Annotated in this window: 15 protein-coding genes and 1 pseudogene; 2 read left to right on the plus strand and 14 right to left on the minus strand. The window is 38.3% G+C overall.

Annotation, left to right across the window (positions count from 1 at the left end):
- Positions 1-78 precede the first annotated feature (78 nt).
- Together ADP71_RS01280 and ADP71_RS01285 are read right to left on the minus strand one after the other, a co-directional pair.
- Positions 79-645 carry an HdeD family acid-resistance protein gene (locus tag ADP71_RS01280; RefSeq protein WP_026353411.1) on the minus strand — a complete coding sequence of 189 codons (567 nt, stop codon included), beginning with the start codon at positions 643-645 and terminating at the stop codon, positions 79-81.
- A 274-nt stretch (positions 646-919) separates the two neighbouring features.
- Positions 920-2,206, minus strand: coding sequence for a VWA domain-containing protein (locus ADP71_RS01285; RefSeq protein WP_171460828.1), 1,287 nt, complete (start codon positions 2,204-2,206; stop codon positions 920-922).
- A 116-nt stretch (positions 2,207-2,322) separates the two neighbouring features.
- Between ADP71_RS01285 and ADP71_RS01290 the strand changes: the two genes are divergently transcribed.
- Both ADP71_RS01290 and ADP71_RS01295 read left to right on the plus strand, forming a co-directional pair.
- Positions 2,323-3,531, plus strand: a complete 1,209-nt coding sequence (locus ADP71_RS01290; RefSeq protein WP_257793075.1) for a TerD family protein — start codon at positions 2,323-2,325, stop codon at positions 3,529-3,531.
- Between the two features lie 129 nt (positions 3,532-3,660).
- On the plus strand, positions 3,661-5,151 hold the full coding sequence (locus ADP71_RS01295) for a KAP family P-loop NTPase fold protein (RefSeq protein WP_171460829.1): 1,491 nt from the start codon (positions 3,661-3,663) through the stop codon (positions 5,149-5,151).
- Between the two features lie 57 nt (positions 5,152-5,208).
- Here the strand turns inward: ADP71_RS01295 and aspS are convergent, their stop codons facing one another.
- The 12 genes and pseudogenes from aspS to ADP71_RS01355 all read right to left on the minus strand — a co-directional run bounded on the left by aspS (position 5,209) and on the right by ADP71_RS01355 (position 18,028).
- Entirely contained in the window at positions 5,209-7,017 is a 1,809-nt protein-coding gene (aspS, locus tag ADP71_RS01300) for an aspartate--tRNA ligase (protein WP_171460830.1), read from the minus strand.
- A gap of 26 nt (positions 7,018-7,043) precedes the next feature.
- A complete protein-coding gene (locus ADP71_RS01305) occupies positions 7,044-7,643 on the minus strand; it encodes a DUF502 domain-containing protein (protein ID WP_237343028.1) in 600 nt (199 codons plus the stop codon).
- Between the two features lie 16 nt (positions 7,644-7,659).
- A complete protein-coding gene (locus ADP71_RS01310) occupies positions 7,660-8,913 on the minus strand; it encodes an IS256 family transposase (RefSeq protein ID WP_104931213.1) in 1,254 nt (417 codons plus the stop codon).
- 90 nt (positions 8,914-9,003) lie between these two features.
- The gene (locus ADP71_RS01315) at positions 9,004-9,534 is read right to left on the minus strand and encodes a nucleoside-diphosphate sugar epimerase/dehydratase (protein ID WP_237343029.1); all 531 of its coding nucleotides are present in this window, start codon (positions 9,532-9,534) and stop codon (positions 9,004-9,006) included.
- 3 nt (positions 9,535-9,537) lie between these two features.
- Positions 9,538-10,716 (minus strand): DegT/DnrJ/EryC1/StrS family aminotransferase, encoded by a 1,179-nt coding sequence (locus ADP71_RS01320; RefSeq protein ID WP_019958301.1) that lies wholly within the window; start codon positions 10,714-10,716, stop codon positions 9,538-9,540.
- Positions 10,717-10,721: 5 nt separating this feature from the next.
- The gene (locus ADP71_RS01325) at positions 10,722-11,348 is read right to left on the minus strand and encodes an acetyltransferase (RefSeq protein ID WP_171460832.1); all 627 of its coding nucleotides are present in this window, start codon (positions 11,346-11,348) and stop codon (positions 10,722-10,724) included.
- Positions 11,341-11,952 (minus strand): sugar transferase, encoded by a 612-nt coding sequence (locus tag ADP71_RS01330; RefSeq protein ID WP_155970465.1) that lies wholly within the window; start codon positions 11,950-11,952, stop codon positions 11,341-11,343. The genes ADP71_RS01325 and ADP71_RS01330 overlap by 8 nt, the downstream gene beginning before the upstream one ends.
- 10 nt (positions 11,953-11,962) lie before the next feature.
- Positions 11,963-13,096 carry a glycosyltransferase family 4 protein gene (locus ADP71_RS01335; protein ID WP_040755745.1) on the minus strand — a complete coding sequence of 378 codons (1,134 nt, stop codon included), beginning with the start codon at positions 13,094-13,096 and terminating at the stop codon, positions 11,963-11,965.
- Positions 13,093-14,241: a glycosyltransferase family 1 protein gene (locus ADP71_RS01340; protein ID WP_171460833.1), complete on the minus strand. Its 1,149-nt coding sequence runs from the start codon at positions 14,239-14,241 to the stop codon at positions 13,093-13,095. The genes ADP71_RS01335 and ADP71_RS01340 overlap by 4 nt, the downstream gene beginning before the upstream one ends.
- A gap of 67 nt (positions 14,242-14,308) precedes the next feature.
- Positions 14,309-15,697 (minus strand): O-antigen polysaccharide polymerase Wzy, encoded by a 1,389-nt coding sequence (wzy, locus tag ADP71_RS01345; protein ID WP_019958306.1) that lies wholly within the window; start codon positions 15,695-15,697, stop codon positions 14,309-14,311.
- 154 nt (positions 15,698-15,851) lie between these two features.
- Positions 15,852-16,673, minus strand: a pseudogene (locus ADP71_RS01350) (integrase core domain-containing protein).
- Between the two features lie 128 nt (positions 16,674-16,801).
- Positions 16,802-18,028, minus strand: a complete 1,227-nt coding sequence (locus tag ADP71_RS01355) for a glycosyltransferase (protein WP_019958311.1) — start codon at positions 18,026-18,028, stop codon at positions 16,802-16,804.
- Between the last annotated feature and the right edge of the window lies 1 nt (position 18,029).

An 18,029-nucleotide genomic window follows, 5' to 3' on the forward strand; every position in this document is an offset into this window, starting at 1 on the left:
TTGTGATTACAGGACGCTTACCATTACAAAGAAGCTGGCTTGATATGTCAATTGAATTAATAAAAATTAATATTTCGACTAAGTAGGCTTAGGCACTTCGCGTTTGATATAAGAAGACAAAGCCAAATAATTAAATCCTTGAAACAACAAATCCATGGCAAAAAACAAGCCTAAAACCCAAAACGGTGCTGTCGGAGTGAACAACACCATCAAACCTGCCACGGTCGTAATCACACCTGAGAGGAAAGTCCAGCCACGGGCATGCATATTTTTTGCAAAAAACACCCCAACCATGCGTGTAATACCCGCAATGATTAAGAAAATAGCCAATAAGTTGGTCAAAGCAACCGCAGTTTGTGCTGGTGACGTCAACGCATAATAGCCTGCAATAAAATACAAAATGGCAAACAACAACCAAAAAATGCGAAACACGCCATCAAACAGTTTCACTCCCGCAATAATGTGTATCACGCCACCTACCATCATGGCCAAACCAAACCAAAAAATGACTGCAAACGTCGCAAAAGGTAAAAAAGTAAACAGCCCTGTTGCAAACAAAATAAAAACAACCCCAAGCAGCAAATACCATTTCCGATTGGCATGCAACATGGCTCGACTCTCATCATCCAGCGGTATATTGTTCATCTTTGACCTTTCTGTATTTCAAATCATCATTGGCCATTCAAAATGGCTTAGGATAGACCCATGCTTTATTTTATGAGTTCCTAAATCAAATCATTCAAAAATAAAGCAAAATCAATTATTAACCATCAAGTCATTACTTTCATCTCTTCATACTTCCATCTGTTGTATATTCAATCAAACCTATGAAAACAAGCGTCCTGTAAATGCTTACAGGACGCTTGTTGGATGGGAATAATCTGGCTGCAATACTCACTACAGCAAACGCAGCGTATGATTATCTTAAAATATTTTTTTGCTTGGCTTCTGTCAGCCACTGCGGAAACTCTTTTAACAAGCATTCATACAATTGCTCATCCGATATTTGCGTAATATGGTCTAGCGCAAAAAAATTACAATTATCGATAAAACGCCCTGACATCTCATCCAACTTTTCTAAAATGCCATAGCCATGCCCACCAATGCCAATGAATTGCCAAAAAATAGGCAGTCTTGCTGCTTCAGAAATCAAACGGGTAATTCTACGGCTCTCACCAACACCACCATCGGAAATAAAGACAATATAAGTGGGAATGCCATCGTTAAAACGAGAATAATACGCCATGACTTTCTCAATGGCTTCAGGCTCATAATTGACCGCAGGACCGACATCCCAATTGCGCCAACCCCGATTGGAACGGTTGGTATAATCACGCACATTTTTCATAGACACATCGTCTAATTGCACCGTATTGCGACCAAAAGCCCAACATTCAAAACTGCCATCATCATCAAAATTCAGTGCCAAAGGCAATACCCGATCTATCACTTTTTGCACATCGCCTTGCTGGTATTGTTTAAACATCGAACCTGAACGGTCTAACACCAAACCCACACGGGCTTTCAAATTGAGCAAATTCTTTTTTTCTAACGAAATGAGCGATTTTTTGGTTAAATCCAGCAATTGCGGTGCTTGATGGGCGACTTTATCCAACACCAATTTTTTACGCAAATCAATATTGGATGCCACTGGCGCTGGTGTCACAGGAGCAGACTCTTGTGCCACTTCGCCACCAAAATGCTCGACCAAAGCCTTCAAACCACCATTAAAACCTTGTCCAATCATACCCAAACGCCACACACCACTTTTTTGATACACCTCCACAAACATCACCGCTTTTTCAGCTGCAAATTGTTCAGGCTTAAATGTATATACCGCCACCACCTGCCCTTGATTTACCAGCTCAATTTTGCCTTGCGCAACCTGTGATATCACGGCTGTAGGATGGTCTAGCGTGGCAAAAATGACATAACGTTGTGGCGAAGCGGCTTGTATTTTAGTCAAATCGAATTTGAAAGATTCTGCCTGCCCATTTTTTTGATAACACACTTCAGCATGAGGCGATTGTGGCTGATTGAAAAAAGTCATGTAATCATCATGCAGTAATTTGGCTTGTTCATTCAAACCAAAACAAGAATAATCCATTACAAATGGTGCTTGAAATTGCATCCGAATTTCAAACTGCTGCTGCGACCCCAATAAATGGCTCAGCGGCTGTTTTTGGCCATTGCTTAATGATTGCATTGTAGCTGACTCCTCTATTCAATTGACTGGTATGGTTTTTAACTCTTTCTAGGGCAAATTAAGGTAGACTCAAAGTTTGAATACTCCAAAGCAGTGAATCCAAAACTCATCAGATTATTAAGGGAAATAGAATGCAACTTACCGCTGGCGCCAATTTGGCACTTCCAAATTCGGATGTAATGGTCAAAATCAAAACGTCTGTACCTTCTCATCTTGGTTTAGATATTACCGCTTATATTCTAGATGCATCAACATCCAAAGTGCGTGGTGATGCAGACATGATTTTTTATGGTCAAACACACACTGCCAATAAAAGTGTCGAATTACAAGAATCTGCACACAAATCACCGTTTGAAACCACATTGCATGTCAATACCAATTTATTGGACAGCAGCGTGGGCAAAATCGCCTTGTGTGCCACGCTAGATGGTCAAGCCAATATCAGCGCATTGCAAGATATCCAAATCGAGCTTTGCAGTCACAATCAAATTACAGCCACGGCTTTGGTAAACAGTGCGTCTAAAACTGAAAAAGCATTGATTTTGGCAGAAATCTACAACCACAAAGGCACATGGAAATTCCGCTTTGTCGATCAAGGTTTCAATGGTGGCTTACAACCTTTGGCCGAACATTTTGGTGTCGTGATTGCCAATGAGCCAACGCCAAGCGCACCTCCGCCGCCTGTTGAAACACCCAAACCCGCTTCTACCATCAATTTGTCCAAAATCACCTTGGATAAAAGTCGCCCTTCCATCAATTTGTCTAAAAATGACGGGCGTTTTGGTCGCATCGCCATCAATTTAAACTGGAACCGCAACCCTGAAAATGCGAAAAAACCGAGCAGATTCAATCCATTTGCCAAAACCAAAGGCATCGACCTTGATTTGGGTGCCATGATTCAGTTTAAAAATGGTCATATTGATTTGGTACAGGCTTTGGGCAAGCGTTTTGGTCAATACAATGCGCCGCCATTGATGCAATTGCAAGGCGATGACCGCACAGGCGCATCGAGCGATGGCGAATGGTTGTACATCAATGGCAATTGTTGGGATCAAATTGAGCGCATTGTGGTATACACCTTTATTTATGAAGGCGTGCCAAATTGGGCCAGCACCGATGCATTTGTCACCATACAAATCCCCCAACAAGCCCCCATTGAAGTACAACTGACCGAATCTTCGCCGCTAGGAACCTGTGCGATTGTGGCATTAACCAATACCAACAACAGCATTCAAGCCCAACGAGAAGTGAAGTATTTTAAAAACCAAGAATTCCTAGACCAACATTACCACTTTGGCTTTCAATGGAAGGCTGGCTCAAAATAACGGTTCAAAAATGAATATAAGCGTCCTGTAAATGTTTACAGGACGCTTTTTTATATTTATGGCATATAATCAAGCATCTATTTTTGAAAGTTCAAAATGTCTGAAGCTGCTGAAAATACGACCAATCAATTGAATCTACAAAAAGATGCTGATTATGAAAATATAGTCACACCTTTTGGAGATGATTTATTGGGTCGAGAAACTCTAGCCAAACATTTGACTGGCTATATTGACCGCTTAAAAATCGGTGCGGTTTTGGCAATCGATGCCCCATGGGGCGAAGGCAAAACCTATTTTGTCAGACACTGGAAAAAATATTTAGAAAAAGAAGACAATCCGCACAATGTGATTTATTTGAATGCGTTTGCGCAGGATTATTTGGATGACCCGTTCATGGTTTTGGCAGCAGAAATCAGCCATGCTTTTGAACAAGTGGATTCTAGCAATGAATTGGTTAAAACTTTCAAAAAACAGACCATTGATGCTGCCAAAGCCTTATTGCCTGAAATGCCAAAGTTATTATTCAGCCTAGGTATGTTTTTGACAGGTGCAGGCTATTTAGGCAAAAACGTCCAAGATGCCCTGACAGCAGCGCAAGATGTCATTCATGATGATGCCAAAGAAGCCATGGAAGGTATGGGCGAAGCACTGCAAGAAAAATTACAGGACGCTATCAAAGAACGCTTGGAAAATCATGAGACTGAAAAGCAGACTTTGGTTTCATTCAAGCAATCTTTGCAAAAATTGGCAGCCGATAACGACTTAAATCCCAAGCCTTTGGTTTTTATCATTGACGAACTAGACCGCTGCAATCCGCTGTTTTCAGTACGCTTGATTGAACGCATCAAACATTTTTTTGACATTCCCAATATTGTGTTTGTATTGGTGACAGACAAGACCCAATTGCAAGCAACGATTTGCCATCAATTTGGCTATAACGAAGCGGCAGGCGAAGCGTATTTGGATAAGTTTGTGGATTTTTCAATTAAATTAGAGCGTCCAAAAAATGTAGACAGAAAAGATGAGTATTTAAAAATCATTTCTACAATCCTCACAGAGCTTGGCTTTTCAGAAAATGAAATGACACATTACAAGTATTTGGCTTTAATTTTTGCAACTGTTCATAATAAATCTATCAGACAGATTACAAAGACTCTCAACCGCTTTAGTCTGTTGCACATTAACCATAACATTAGTAGAAACTACGTTCTCTTATACAAATTATTCAATCCTCGTATTGACAATCAAACACCTCTTTTTGTGCATATATTTTATGAATTTACACAATATTTTGATAATAACGTACAACATGAAAATGGTAGTTCTATCGAAGCATATATAAAAACATCTTTAGCTGATCGAGATGAGCATGGTCAATTTAGATGGTTAAATCCTATCTTAACTGTAAGCCTTAATATCAGTGAAGATATGTCAAACGAAGTATTAAGCTTCTTTGAATCACTAAGTCTGGTAACTGAAAAGTATATAGAAGCCAGTACTTTCAGGAGAGGAAATTGGGAGTATATTCCCTATAACCAATTTTGCCTTAAAACCACAAAAGATCCATTTGATATTAACAAAGATTGGGATGAATACATTAAAACTGGTTTAAATGAGTAAAAAAGCGTCCTGTAACCATTTACAGGACGCTTTTAAAACACTCAAAACCTTAAAACATTAAGCCTTAGGTTCTTCTGCTTGTTTCACTTTCAAGCGCAAGCCCAATTCTTTCAATTGTTTCTCGTCAACCAAGTTCGGTGCGTCAACCAACAAGTCTTGTGCACGTTGGGTTTTCGGGAAGGCAATCACATCACGAATCGACTCAGCGCCAGTCATCATCGCTACCAAGCGATCCAAACCAAATGCCAAACCACCATGAGGAGGTGCGCCGAATTTCAAGTTATCCAACAAGAAACCGAATTTGTTTTGTTGCTCTTCAGGAGAAATTTTCAACGCCGCAAACACTTTTTCTTGGATGTCGGCTTGGTGAATACGGATAGAACCGCCACCGATTTCCCAACCATTCAACACCATGTCGTAAGCACGTGCCAAGCAGTTTTCAGGATCAGAATCCATCAAATCTTCATGACCTGGTTTTGGTGCGGTAAACGGATGGTGAACCGCAGTCCAACGGTCGTCATCTTCGTCGTATTCAAACATTGGGAAGTCAACCACCCACAATGGACGCCATTCGTCCACGAAGTAGCCGTTGGCCAAACCGTGTTCTTTACCCACGCGGATACGCAATGCGCCAATGGCTTCGTTCACGACTTTGGCTTTGTCTGCGCCAAAGAAAATGATGTCGCCGTTTTGCGCTTCGGTGCGTGCGATGATTTCAGCCAAAGCTTCGTTAGACAAGAATTTCACGATTGGAGACTGCAAGCCGCTGTCTTCACCGTTGCTCAAGTTGGTCACATCGTTGACTTTGATGTATGCCAAGCCTTTGGCACCATAAATACCCACAAATTTGGTGTATTCGTCGATTTCTTTGCGGCTGAATTTCGCGCCATTAGGCACGCGCAAAGCCACAACACGGCCGTTTTTCATATCGGCTGCGCCACGGAAGACTTTGAATTCTTCCGTTTTCATCAAATCGGTCAATTCAGTGAATGCCAAGTTGATACGCATGTCAGGTTTGTCTGAACCGTATTTGAACATCGCTTCAGAGAACGGCATGCGTGGGAAATCGCCCAGTTCTACGTTCAAAACATCTTTGAAGACTTTTTTCGCCATGCCTTCGGTGATGTCCATGATTTCGTTTTCATTTAAGAACGAAGTTTCCAAGTCGATTTGGGTAAATTCAGGCTGACGGTCAGCACGCAAGTCTTCGTCACGGAAACATTTGGTGATTTGGTAGTAACGGTCAAAACCTGCCACCATCAACAATTGTTTGAACAATTGTGGTGATTGTGGCAAAGCGTAAAATTCGCCCGGGCTCACACGGCTAGGCACCAAATAGTCACGCGCGCCTTCTGGCGTTGAGCGAGTCAATACAGGTGTTTCAATGTCGATGAAGCCTTGGTCATCCAAATAACGACGCACACCCATGGCCACTTGGTAGCGCATGCGCATGTTTTTTTGCATCACAGGACGACGCAAGTCAATCACACGATTGGTCAAACGCACGTTTTCAGAAATGTTTTCTTCGTCGATTTGGAATGGAGGCGTTGCCGCTGCATTCAAAATTTCGATTTCTTTGCCCAAAATTTCAATACCGCCTGAAATCATACGTGCGTTTTTAGTGCCTTCAGGACGGCTGCGCACGCGGCCTGTAATGCTCAATACGTATTCGTTACGAGATTGATCAGCCAATGCAAAGGCTTCTGGGGTATCAGGGTCAATCACCACTTGTACCATGCCTTCACGGTCACGCAAGTCGATGAAAATTACACCACCGTGGTCACGACGACGGTGTACCCAACCTTTTACGGTTACAGTTTGGTCTAAATAAGCTTCGTTAATCAAACCACAATAATTGGTACGCATGTTCTTCCTTAATTAATGGCTGTCATTTATTTTGACAGCGGCTCTTCTTGCTGTTCGTTTGGTTCGCGCCCATCAGGACCGACCATACCAATAGAAATGATGTATTTTAACGCATCATCGACACTCATATCGAGTGCTTTGGTATCCGATTTTTTAACAGTGATGTAATAACCACCCGTTGGATTCGGTGTGGTGGGTACATACACATTCAAATATTCATCATCGGCATCAATTTCAGGCAGTGTATCAAGCAAAATTTGCGGCACTGAGCCTGAAACAAATGCCACTGTCCAAACCTGTCCATGAGGAAAATTCACCAACAATGGGGTTTTAAACGATTGGCGGGAATCGGATAACAAGGATTCAGACACTTTTTTGGTGCTCGAATAAATCGATTTAACCACTGGAATGCGCCCCATCATCGCATCCCACATTTCAATGATTTTGCGGCCAATGACATTGGCACCAAACACACCAGTAAAAAACAATACCAATACGGCAATGATTAAGCCAAAACCAGGCACATCATGACCGACTAAAACGCGCGGCTGCCACTCAGCAGGCAATAAAGAAACCAATCCATCTGACAAACCGATGATGTAAGAGATAACCCGAGTTATTGTCAAATCTGGTGTATGGCATTCAGGCCGCTTTCTCTGTTGATTGCTCGTCTTCCTGCTTGCCATCTTTGAAGATGACGTTGTTGACCACCAAGGTCAATAAGTTGAATCCTTGAATCCGGCGCCAACGCTTTTGGGCCGTTTCCAATAATTTGTACACCATCGCCAAAGTGGTTTCTCTGGAACCGCAGTTTTTAGCCCGCTTACTACGCAATCGTACGGTAGCAAACGTGGATTCAATCGGGTTGGTGGTGCGGATGTGCGTCCAATGCACATTTGGAAAGTCATAGAATGCCAATAACTCTTCTTCATCCTTCACCAGTTTGTTAATGGCTTTGGGGTATTTGTCACCAAAGCGAGCCACTGTTTGTTTGAAGGCTTGTTCTGCACTTTCTTTGGTTTCGGCCATCCAAATTTCTTTCAAAGCCTCTCGCAATTTGCCTTGTACCGATTTGGGTACGGCTGCCAACACATTGGCCGTTTTGTGCACCCAACAGCGCTGATGTTTGGTGTCTGGATAAGACTTGGCCATGGCATTCCAAAAGCCCAACGCACCATCGCCGACCGCCAATTTTGGACTGGTTTCCAAACCCCTCAAACGCAAGCCTATCAACACTTCTGACCAACTGACTTCAGATTCCCGATAACCATCTTCAACCGCCACCAACTCTTTATGTCCTTGATCAGTCACACCAATGATGACCAGCAAACACAGTCTATCGTCCAATCGCACATTGCTGTAAATGCCATCGGCCCACCAATACACATAGCGTTTGCCCTTTAAATCCCGCTGGCTCCATTGCCGATGTTCGTCCGTCCAATGTTGCTTCAAACGACTGATGGTATTGGCTGACAAGCCTTTGGCCTGCTCTCCCAATACAGCCGCCAAAGCTTGTTGGTGGTCACCTGTGGAAATGCCTTTCAAATACAGCCATGGCAGCAATTCTTCGATGCTTTTGGTACGTTTCAAATAAGGCGGCAACAATTGACTGTTGAAACACACACCGTCACCACTGCGATCTCGTACCTTCGGCACTTTCACCTGTACATCACCAATGCCAGTCTGCACTGTTCGTTCCGGCAAATAACCATTTCTGACCAATGCTTGGCGACCATCGGGAAGTTTCTTGGGTGAGTGTTGCTCCAGCAAAATCTGCAATTCGGTTTCAACTGCTTTGGCAATCAACTCCCTGGCTCCCTGACGCAGCAAATCGGTCAATGGGTCATTGAATGTTTGCTGTGGTTGTACGAATGCATTTGGGTTAGAATCAGTCATGGCGTATTCCTTTTGTTGGTTGAAATCTTTGGTCGGAAATCAATCAACAGGATACGCCTTCTTCATTTGTTCGTCATACACCAGAAATGACTATAGCTCCACAAAAGCCACTGCATAATAGTGCTCTACTTGGCGTATGGCTTCTAGTAATTGGGTACCAGATTGTCCTGCGCCATAAATGATAACTGGCGTATTTTTATCGAGATAACTCTCCCGAATCCATTCACGGACTATCAAACGAGAACTGATAGTACCTACCAGTAAAACAAAAAAATACAAAATAGGTACACTACGAGGAAGTGGAAAATTGCTAAAAAATCCAATAATGACCAATGCCAAGACTGAAATGCTACTGCCTACAAGGCAGATAAACATCATTTTGGTCCCGACATAGCGAATCACTGCTCGATATAATCCTAATTTAATAAAGGTGGTGATGGTTACAATCAGTGTAACACCTAAAACAATCCAATTAGGCACAGACAAGAGGGGTGCTAATTCAAACGTAAAACGTACCAAATAAGCAAACCAAAAAGCCAAACAAATCATGATAATATCATGAGCAATGAATACGGCTTTTTTAGCTGAGCGCGGTAAAGTTAAAATAGCATTGTAACGCATAAATTAATCTGCACAGGCTTGAGTGATGATAGAGTGAATGATGTCGATATAAGCATCCATTTCCTCATCGGTGATGGATGGGTGAGTCAAGAACATCAAGCTGGTTTCGCCTAATTCAATTGCATTGGGTAATCGTTTTTCAGGACGCCAAGGCGTGTTATCAAAGGCTTTTTCTAGATAAACTTCTGAGCAGCTGCCTTGCATGCAAGGATAACCAGTAGCGGCAATTTCAGATACAATTCGGTCTCGGTTCCAACCTGATTTAAGGTTTTCAGGACGAACAAATGCATAAAACTTGTATTGTGCATGTTCAATATAATCAGCCACTTCGACCAAGCGAATGCATTTGAACGCTTGCAACACTTGAGTGAGACGCGCTGCATTTTGTTGGCGTTGCTGTGTCCATAATGGCATTTGGCGCAATTGAATACGTCCAATGACTGCTTGCATTTCCATCATGCGCCAATTGGTACCAAAACTCTCATGTAACCAGCGGAAACCTGCTGGATGGGTGCGATTGTAAATGGCATCATAACTTTTACCATGGTCTTTATATGACCACATTTTGTTCCATAGACTTTCATCATTGGTTGTGACCATACCACCTTCACCGCCTGTGGTCATGATTTTGTCTTGGCAAAAAGACCAAGCACCGATATGACCAATGGATCCTACAGGATGACCTTTATATACAGCACCATGAGCTTGTGCACAATCTTCAATGACATACAAATTATGTTGTGCAGCCAAAGCCATGATGTCATCCATTTCAGCAGGCATACCTGCCAAGTGAACAACGATAATGGCTTTGGTATTGGGTGTTAAAACAGCTTCAATGCTTTGAGCAGTAATATTTTGACTGTTTAAGTCGATATCAGCAAAAATAGGATTGGCACCAGTGGTAATAATGCTTGAAACTGAAGCTAAAAATGTACGAGAGGTCACAATGACATCATCACCGTTACCAATATTCAATGCCTTCAATGCGACATCTAACGCCAACGTACCATTGCCAAGAGCAACAGCATATTTGGTGTTGATGTATTTAGCAAATTCTTGCTCAAATTGACGACATTCTTGACCAGTCCAATAATTGACTTTATTAGAGAGTAAGACATTTTTAACAGCATCAGCTTCTTCATGACTAAAACTTGGCCATGGTGATAATTTGGTATTTAACATGATTTTTAGCTTTTCAATCGGGCAGGTACGCCCATGACGATAGAGTTATTATAAACATTTTGTATGACCGCTGCACCTGCTCCAACGACACAGTCTTGTCCCACTTCAACTTGTTGTTTTGTAACAGAACCAATTCCTAGCCAACTTCTATCTCCAACGCGACTGGCTCCTGCAAGATGTACACCAGGGCTAATATGGCAGAAATCTCCAATGACACAATCGTGGTCAATACTGGCAGAGGTATTGATAATGCAGGCATTTCCAATTTGGGCATTAATATTGACAACACTATGAGCAAAAAAAACTGAACCTTGACCTAAGGTACTATATTGGCTGATATAGGCTGTTGGATGAATGATGTTTGGAATATCAAAACTCAAAGATATGGCTAACTCAAAAAATTCAGCTCGTATGCTATTGTTGCCAATACCAATAGCAATGGCGTATTCGTTTGAACTAATTTTATTTAAATCTGAAATTGTTCCAAGAATAGGCCAATGCAAGATATTATTGAGACCATCATTAAAACGATCATCTAAAAAAGCAATGGCATCAAAAGCTTTGGTCTGTTCTGCAGTATCTGCTATAACTTTTCCATGACCGCCTGCTCCTAATATCAGTAATTTAGTCATTTTTACTACCAGTGAATTTGCTAATTGTGACTTCACCTTCTGCTGAGATGCCTTCTTTAATAAATACTTTTTTTACAGTTAATAAAAGTATTTTAATATCTAGCCAAAATGATTGATTATTAATATACCAAACATCTAATTTAAATTTCTCTTCCCAGCTTATGGCGTTACGTCCATTGACTTGTGCCCAGCCCGTAATACCAGGACGTACTTCATGACGACGATATTGTTCTTGGTTATATAGTGGTAAATATTCCATTAGTAACGGTCTAGGACCGACTAAGCTCATATCACCCTTAAGTACATTCCATAATCCTGGTAATTCATCCAAACTGGTTGAACGTAACTTTTGACCAAATGGTGTTAAACGCTCTGAATCAGGTAAGGCGTTACCATTACTGTCGGTAGCATTTAACATACTTCTAAACTTATACATTTTAAAAGGTTTACCATTTAAGCCCGGTCGTATTTGAGAAAAAATAACAGGAGACCCTAAATTTCTATAAATGAGCCAATATAAGCATAAAAAAACAGGTGTTAATATAATAAGCCCTATTAAAGCTATTAGGAAATCAACGACCCTTTTGCACATTTTAGTTTCCATAATATTTTGTTTAGTTTTTCATAAAATTTATGATTATATTGTTTGTTATTTTACTATCGTAATTAGATTTTGCATAAAGATGGGCTTGTTTGCCCATATCAATAGTTACGTCTGGATTTTTAATAAAAAATTCTATTGCATTCACTAATTCTGATACTGACCATTTAGGAATAATGAAACCATGTTCCTTGTGGATAATACTTTCTCGACAGCCTGGTGCATCTGTTGTAATGACAGCTCGCCCTATTGACATTGCTTCTTGAGTACTGCGTGGCATACCTTCTCTATATGAAGGGAGTACAAATACATCAGATTGGGAAATGACATCTTGAATATTATTGACTTGGCCTAGAAATTGAATTGTATTTGCTTTTGTTAAAGTATCCAATTGATTTTCTGTAATACTTCCAGGGTTATTAACATCAATACTGCCAGCGATTTTAAAAATAATATTCGGATACTTATTTTTGATTATTTTCGCAGCATCAATAAACTCGTTAATTCCTTTTTCATTTAATAAGCGTCCAATGAATAAAAAGCTTAGTGGTGAGCCAGGAGATGAGAGTGGGTTATATGGGTATTCGCTAGTATTTAGACCAATGCCAGGGATAATTAAAGTTTTAGGTACAGAAATTTTATATGTTTGTAATAAGTCTTTTTCATCATCATGGTTTAAAAAAATAGTACCTTGGCTTAGAGGTAGGCTGATTTTATATAGCATTACCTGTATTTTTTTGATAATTGATGATTTAGTTGAGGAGCCTTGAGGTTGCTCAGTAAAAAAATAGCCGAGGCCTTCAATCATGGCAAATCGTTTAGGCACTTTTGCAAAAAATGCTGAAATAGTTCCATAAATAACAGGCTTTACAAAATAGCTAAGAATAATATCGGCATTAGTTTTTTTAATTATTTTATAAAGATGAAATGTATTAATAACATCTTGAAAGGGATTAAAGCCTGAGCGATTGATTGGATAATGTACTGGAATAGCGCCAATTTCGTTAAGTATATTCATTTGTTCAGCATTAAAGTCATTGGCCAAACAATACACTTCAAAATTGCTAGCGATTAAATCTTTTATAAGTGATAGTCTAAAGTTAGTCATAGAATAACCCGTAGTACCAAGAATAATAATTTTTTTCATTTGTATGTATATGTCGTAATTAAGTTTTGATATAGCTGATTTAATAGTTGAGATTTATCTAAATATGGCAGTGCTGCTTCTTGAATGATAGTGCGTTTCTCTTCTCGCATTTCTATAGCGAAGCCGCATATCTTATCAATTTCAGGAAAACTATTTTTATAGTATGGGAAATTTTCTGGGAAAATATCCTGATGTCCTGTATAAACAGGTACTCCTAGACTTAGGTATTCTCTTACTTTTAGTGTGCATGCTTGTTGCATGTTTTTCCTATATAGTGCAAAAGACCCAAGACCCACATCGCATTGATAGGATAAAGCACTAATTTCTTCTTTTGAAAGCAATCCATGCATAATAACTCTATTATCAGTAGAAGCTACTTTGTAGTCATGTTCAGATAGTTTTCCAACTAAGTGTAGCTTGAAATCTAAATTTGATTTTTTAATATTTGCAAGTAGTAGGTCTAATCCATGCCAAGAGTCAAAATAGCTAGCAATAAAAATTAAATTAATTTGCTGGGGATTTCTATTATCATAAAGAGTTTGATTGTTATTTACGTGATAACCATTAGGATAAAGAAAACTATTTTTATCATGGCGCTCTACTGTATTTAAGCGGTTTAACTCATGTTGTATTATTTCTTCTGTTACTCCAATAATTCCACTAGAAGATTGAAGGCTATATTTACCAATTTGTTTTTCTAGAAAACCACGTAATTTTGCTTGATTGTTATTTGGTAATAACAGTTCAGGTACTTCAAATGAGTGGTGTACTAATAATACTGGTTTTGATGAATTTTTAATAAATTGATATTGCCATATATCATGCACATAATAACGTAATAAATATATGTCGCAAGATTGCATTTTCAGCCAATTGTAATAATTTTTCCTTAATTTATACCAGTTTAATATTTTATTGATTTTAGTTGTTTGGGGCGTGTGATTAATTTCCGAGTCAAAAACACAAATATTTTGATCGGACTTAGAAATAGTATGTTGATTCGACCCCGATGGACAATACATTGCTGTTGTCCAATCAAGTTTGAGTTGATTTGCAGACTTTTGCTCCCAATTCATTTGTTTTAACATACCTGCAGAAGGAGTTAATAGCGCTGCGCTATGAAGTATTTTTAATTTTGGGTTCATATATTTCTTAGAAGATAATTAATAGCTTTTCATCGATTATTAAGGAAGAATATAACTTTTTAGCAGATTACTGTTTCTTCTGTTTTCTCTTAGAAGTGCTAATTAAAGTATAAATTATTGTGGCATAAATAATCAGCGGGATAATAGATGAGATTCCCGCCCTAGGAATAAAAATAACGGAAGGTGCAATGGTAATTAAAATTCTTTTATAAGTTTGATTGTGGTTTGAAAGTACCTCTAACTTATTAATAAAAAATCCCCAAATAAAATTATATAAACTGAAAATGACAATTACGCCCCCAGAAAATACATGAAAATCAGATAATAAGGACCAGCCTGTACCGAAACCTTGATTATATAAGCTAGGATTCAACTGATAGGATAAATATCGGCCAAAGCTAATATAGTAGCTAGGTAGTTCATGACTTATTAAGCCAATCAGAAATGATGATCCAGGAATGAAACTTTGTAGAACTGGGATAGCAGAATAACTTTCAAGTTTTGTTGAGGCATCAAAAATCATTAAACTTGTACCTTGAGAATAGAAAAAATCACTGATTTGGATCAGAAAGCTTTCTTCTTCAGATAGGTGGCGCATACTAAACATAGGTATGATATACGTAACGAAACCAGCAATTAAAATCATAAAAGGTATGATAAATAATAGATTAGGTTTTTTTTTGCCGTAGTCATTCATAACCCAAATTAAAAATAGTAGATAAATTACTAATGCACCGCGGACTCCAATAAAGGCTTGAGTTAAGCAACTTAATCCAAATAGAGTAAGATAAAGTAATTTGATTCTTCGTGTACTATGTACGAGTGTAATGCCTAAAAATACATAAGTAAAAGTTATGAGTAGTGAGCTCCAGCTTGCTTGGATTGCTTCGCTTTGGCTAGCATATAATGCGATATACCCCAGTTTAGATACTAGTTCTAGATTATTTTTTATTTGAAGTAGCGTTAGTAAAAATATTACTGATAGGCAGACAATAATTATATACTTAGAAGGTTTATTTTCTTCGGTGATATGTGATGGATTAATGCTATTCGATTTAGATGTGTAGGCTAAATATGACCCTAGCTCCATTGATATCATTGAAATAAAAATGGTCATCATCAGTTGAGTAATTTCAAAATCATTGAGTCTATATGTGATAAAAAAATCTAAAAAGAATGTATCACTTTGAGGATTAAGTAATGTCGCAATAAATCTGCCACCAATAAATAGTAAAAATGATATAAAGAAAATAGAATATAAATTACTTAAGGGTACTGAGTTAGTAAATCTTAAGATGTAAATTAATACAACAATACTGGTAAAAAAAATTGACCAAGTATAATTGCTTAAGTATAGCTCATCTTTAGATATGTAAATTGATAAAAATAGAATTAACAAAAAGAATAAAATGCTAATTGCAATAGCTTTTTTAGGTTTTATTTTTAACGAGCTCATGATTTTTATACACTACTGATTTAGAAAATGTTGAAAATATAATGACCAAGGTAATTCTCCTATTTTAAATAGATAGAATCAGTAGAATTAAAAAGTCATCAATGATGGTAATCTACGGTAACTCTCCCATTTTTAATGGAGAGGATTAGTAGAATCAAACATTCATCAATGGCGGCTTGCCGCCGTTGGCTTGATGAGGCCTTTCGTGGTTGTAAAACCACAGCCAACGAGTGGCATGTCTTCAACATCGTTCAAGTTATTAAACAGGTATTGCTTTACAATCCATACCGCATGGTACGATTGTAACGTTCAATATAGGCGTTTTGTTGTGGTTTGCCAGGTTGAATGTATTCAATCCTAATACCTTTTTGTGCTGCTCAAGCTTGGAACTCATGGCTGGTAAATTCAGGCCCATCGTCACATCTGATGGCATTGGGTGCCAAAAGATACTCCAAGATTTGGTTCACAGTGCGAATGACTTGACTCATTGGCCATGATAAACCCAACTCCATTGTTAAACCTTCACGCTTGTAATCATCAATGACATTCAATAAACGATAGCTTTGGCAATCAATGCATTATCATTTCCACTTCGATGCTGATAACGATAACACATTTCGTTGATTTGGATGGTGGTACAGGTAAAACGTATGCTGACAGCTTTGTGTTCGATTGCATCAGATGCCATCTTCTTTACGGGAAGGCGGCTTCACCATTTTTTTACTATGGCCTCCTGAATAATTTCAGTTTTGAGTCGCTCTTCGGCATACATCTTTTTTAAGTGAGCGTTCTCTGCTTCCAATTTCTTCATTCTGGCCATCAATGAAGCGCCCATACCTGAATATTTGGATCATCATTTGTAAAAGGTGACTGAGCTGATACTGTGCTCTCGGCGCACTTCAGGTACTGGCATTCCTGACTCAGCTTATTTCAAAATAGCAATGATTTGGCCATCGGTAAATCGTGATTGTTTCATGTAAAATCTCCTACGTATAGATTACGAGAAAATTCTATTTACTGCTTCATTTATTTAAAAGGGTATTACCATTACCTTATGCAATCAGCAATGAGTACATTGCTATTTTATTTATCTTAATATAACAGTTATAAATTTAAATATTGAATTAAATTTAAAATATTTTTATCTTTATTAAAATTCTCTTCCCAATATATATAAGGTGTAAATTTTTGATTCTTCATATTTAGAATATGATTTTTAACTTGATCAGAAGTTACATCTTTAGATACGAGTATCCCAGTATTAAATTCTGAATGGATAATTTCACTCACTCCCCCGACATTGGTTGCTATTACTGGAATATTAAATGAAATTGCTTCCATAATACTTACAGGAATACCTTCTGTTTCACTTAAATTTATAAATAAATCTATATGATTGTTTTTGTAAAATTCAATAATATCGTTATGGTTTGTTTGACCATGTAGATTGATATTGAGCATATCGGGGTTGTAATTGTCAGTTTCTATTAATGACTTTAATTTAGGCATATCGGTACCACCACCAAAATGATGCCAAGTAATTTTTAGTGACTTAGAAACCAGTCTAATTGACTGATAAATTAGATCAACTCTTTTTAAAGGGATAATGCTGGAGCAGCTGACAATAACATAGGAATCAGATTCTTTTTGATTGGATGAGCTGCCATGAAATTCAGTACCTAAATAATTCGTGCTAATTTTATGGTTTAAATTCCAATTTGGATATGTGGAATTGAGATATTCAGCCCCTTGCTTTGATATAGTAATAATATGATGGCTAGATTCAAAAAGACTGAATCTAATAGGAAGATAACCATGTTGCCTATCTAAATACAAATCTCCACCATGTAATCTAATCCAGCTTTTATGTAATTTTGTCTGATCAATCCATGGTAAGGCATAACCACTTCCCATACCCCAAAATAAATACGCATCAAATTGAGTATTAGAATCTTGGTTTTTAAGAAAATGATTTACTTTAGAAGAAAAATATCGTCCAGTTAGAATAGCAAAAATAAGGTGTTTAAAGTGAGCTAATTTCTTGAGATGGGGATATTCTTGCTTAAGGATTTTTATGGTTTTCCATAAAGAGGATGTATTAAAGAGTCCTTTAAGTACAATTTCAAACTTATTATTGAAGCCTGCTTCTATAATATGAAAATTAGCTGGCATTTCTAGAACAGGATACGTTTTACTATTAAAAAATCTAATGATATAAACATTTTCATAAATTTCAGATAAATGCTTTACTTCTGGCTGAATGAAACTACTATCTCCATAATTAAGAGGATAGTTGTTAGTGAATAATAGTAATGATTTGATTTTTCTCATA

The organism is Vitreoscilla sp. C1 (genome assembly GCF_002951955.2).
Lineage (GTDB): Bacteria > Pseudomonadota > Gammaproteobacteria > Burkholderiales > Neisseriaceae > Vitreoscilla > Vitreoscilla stercoraria.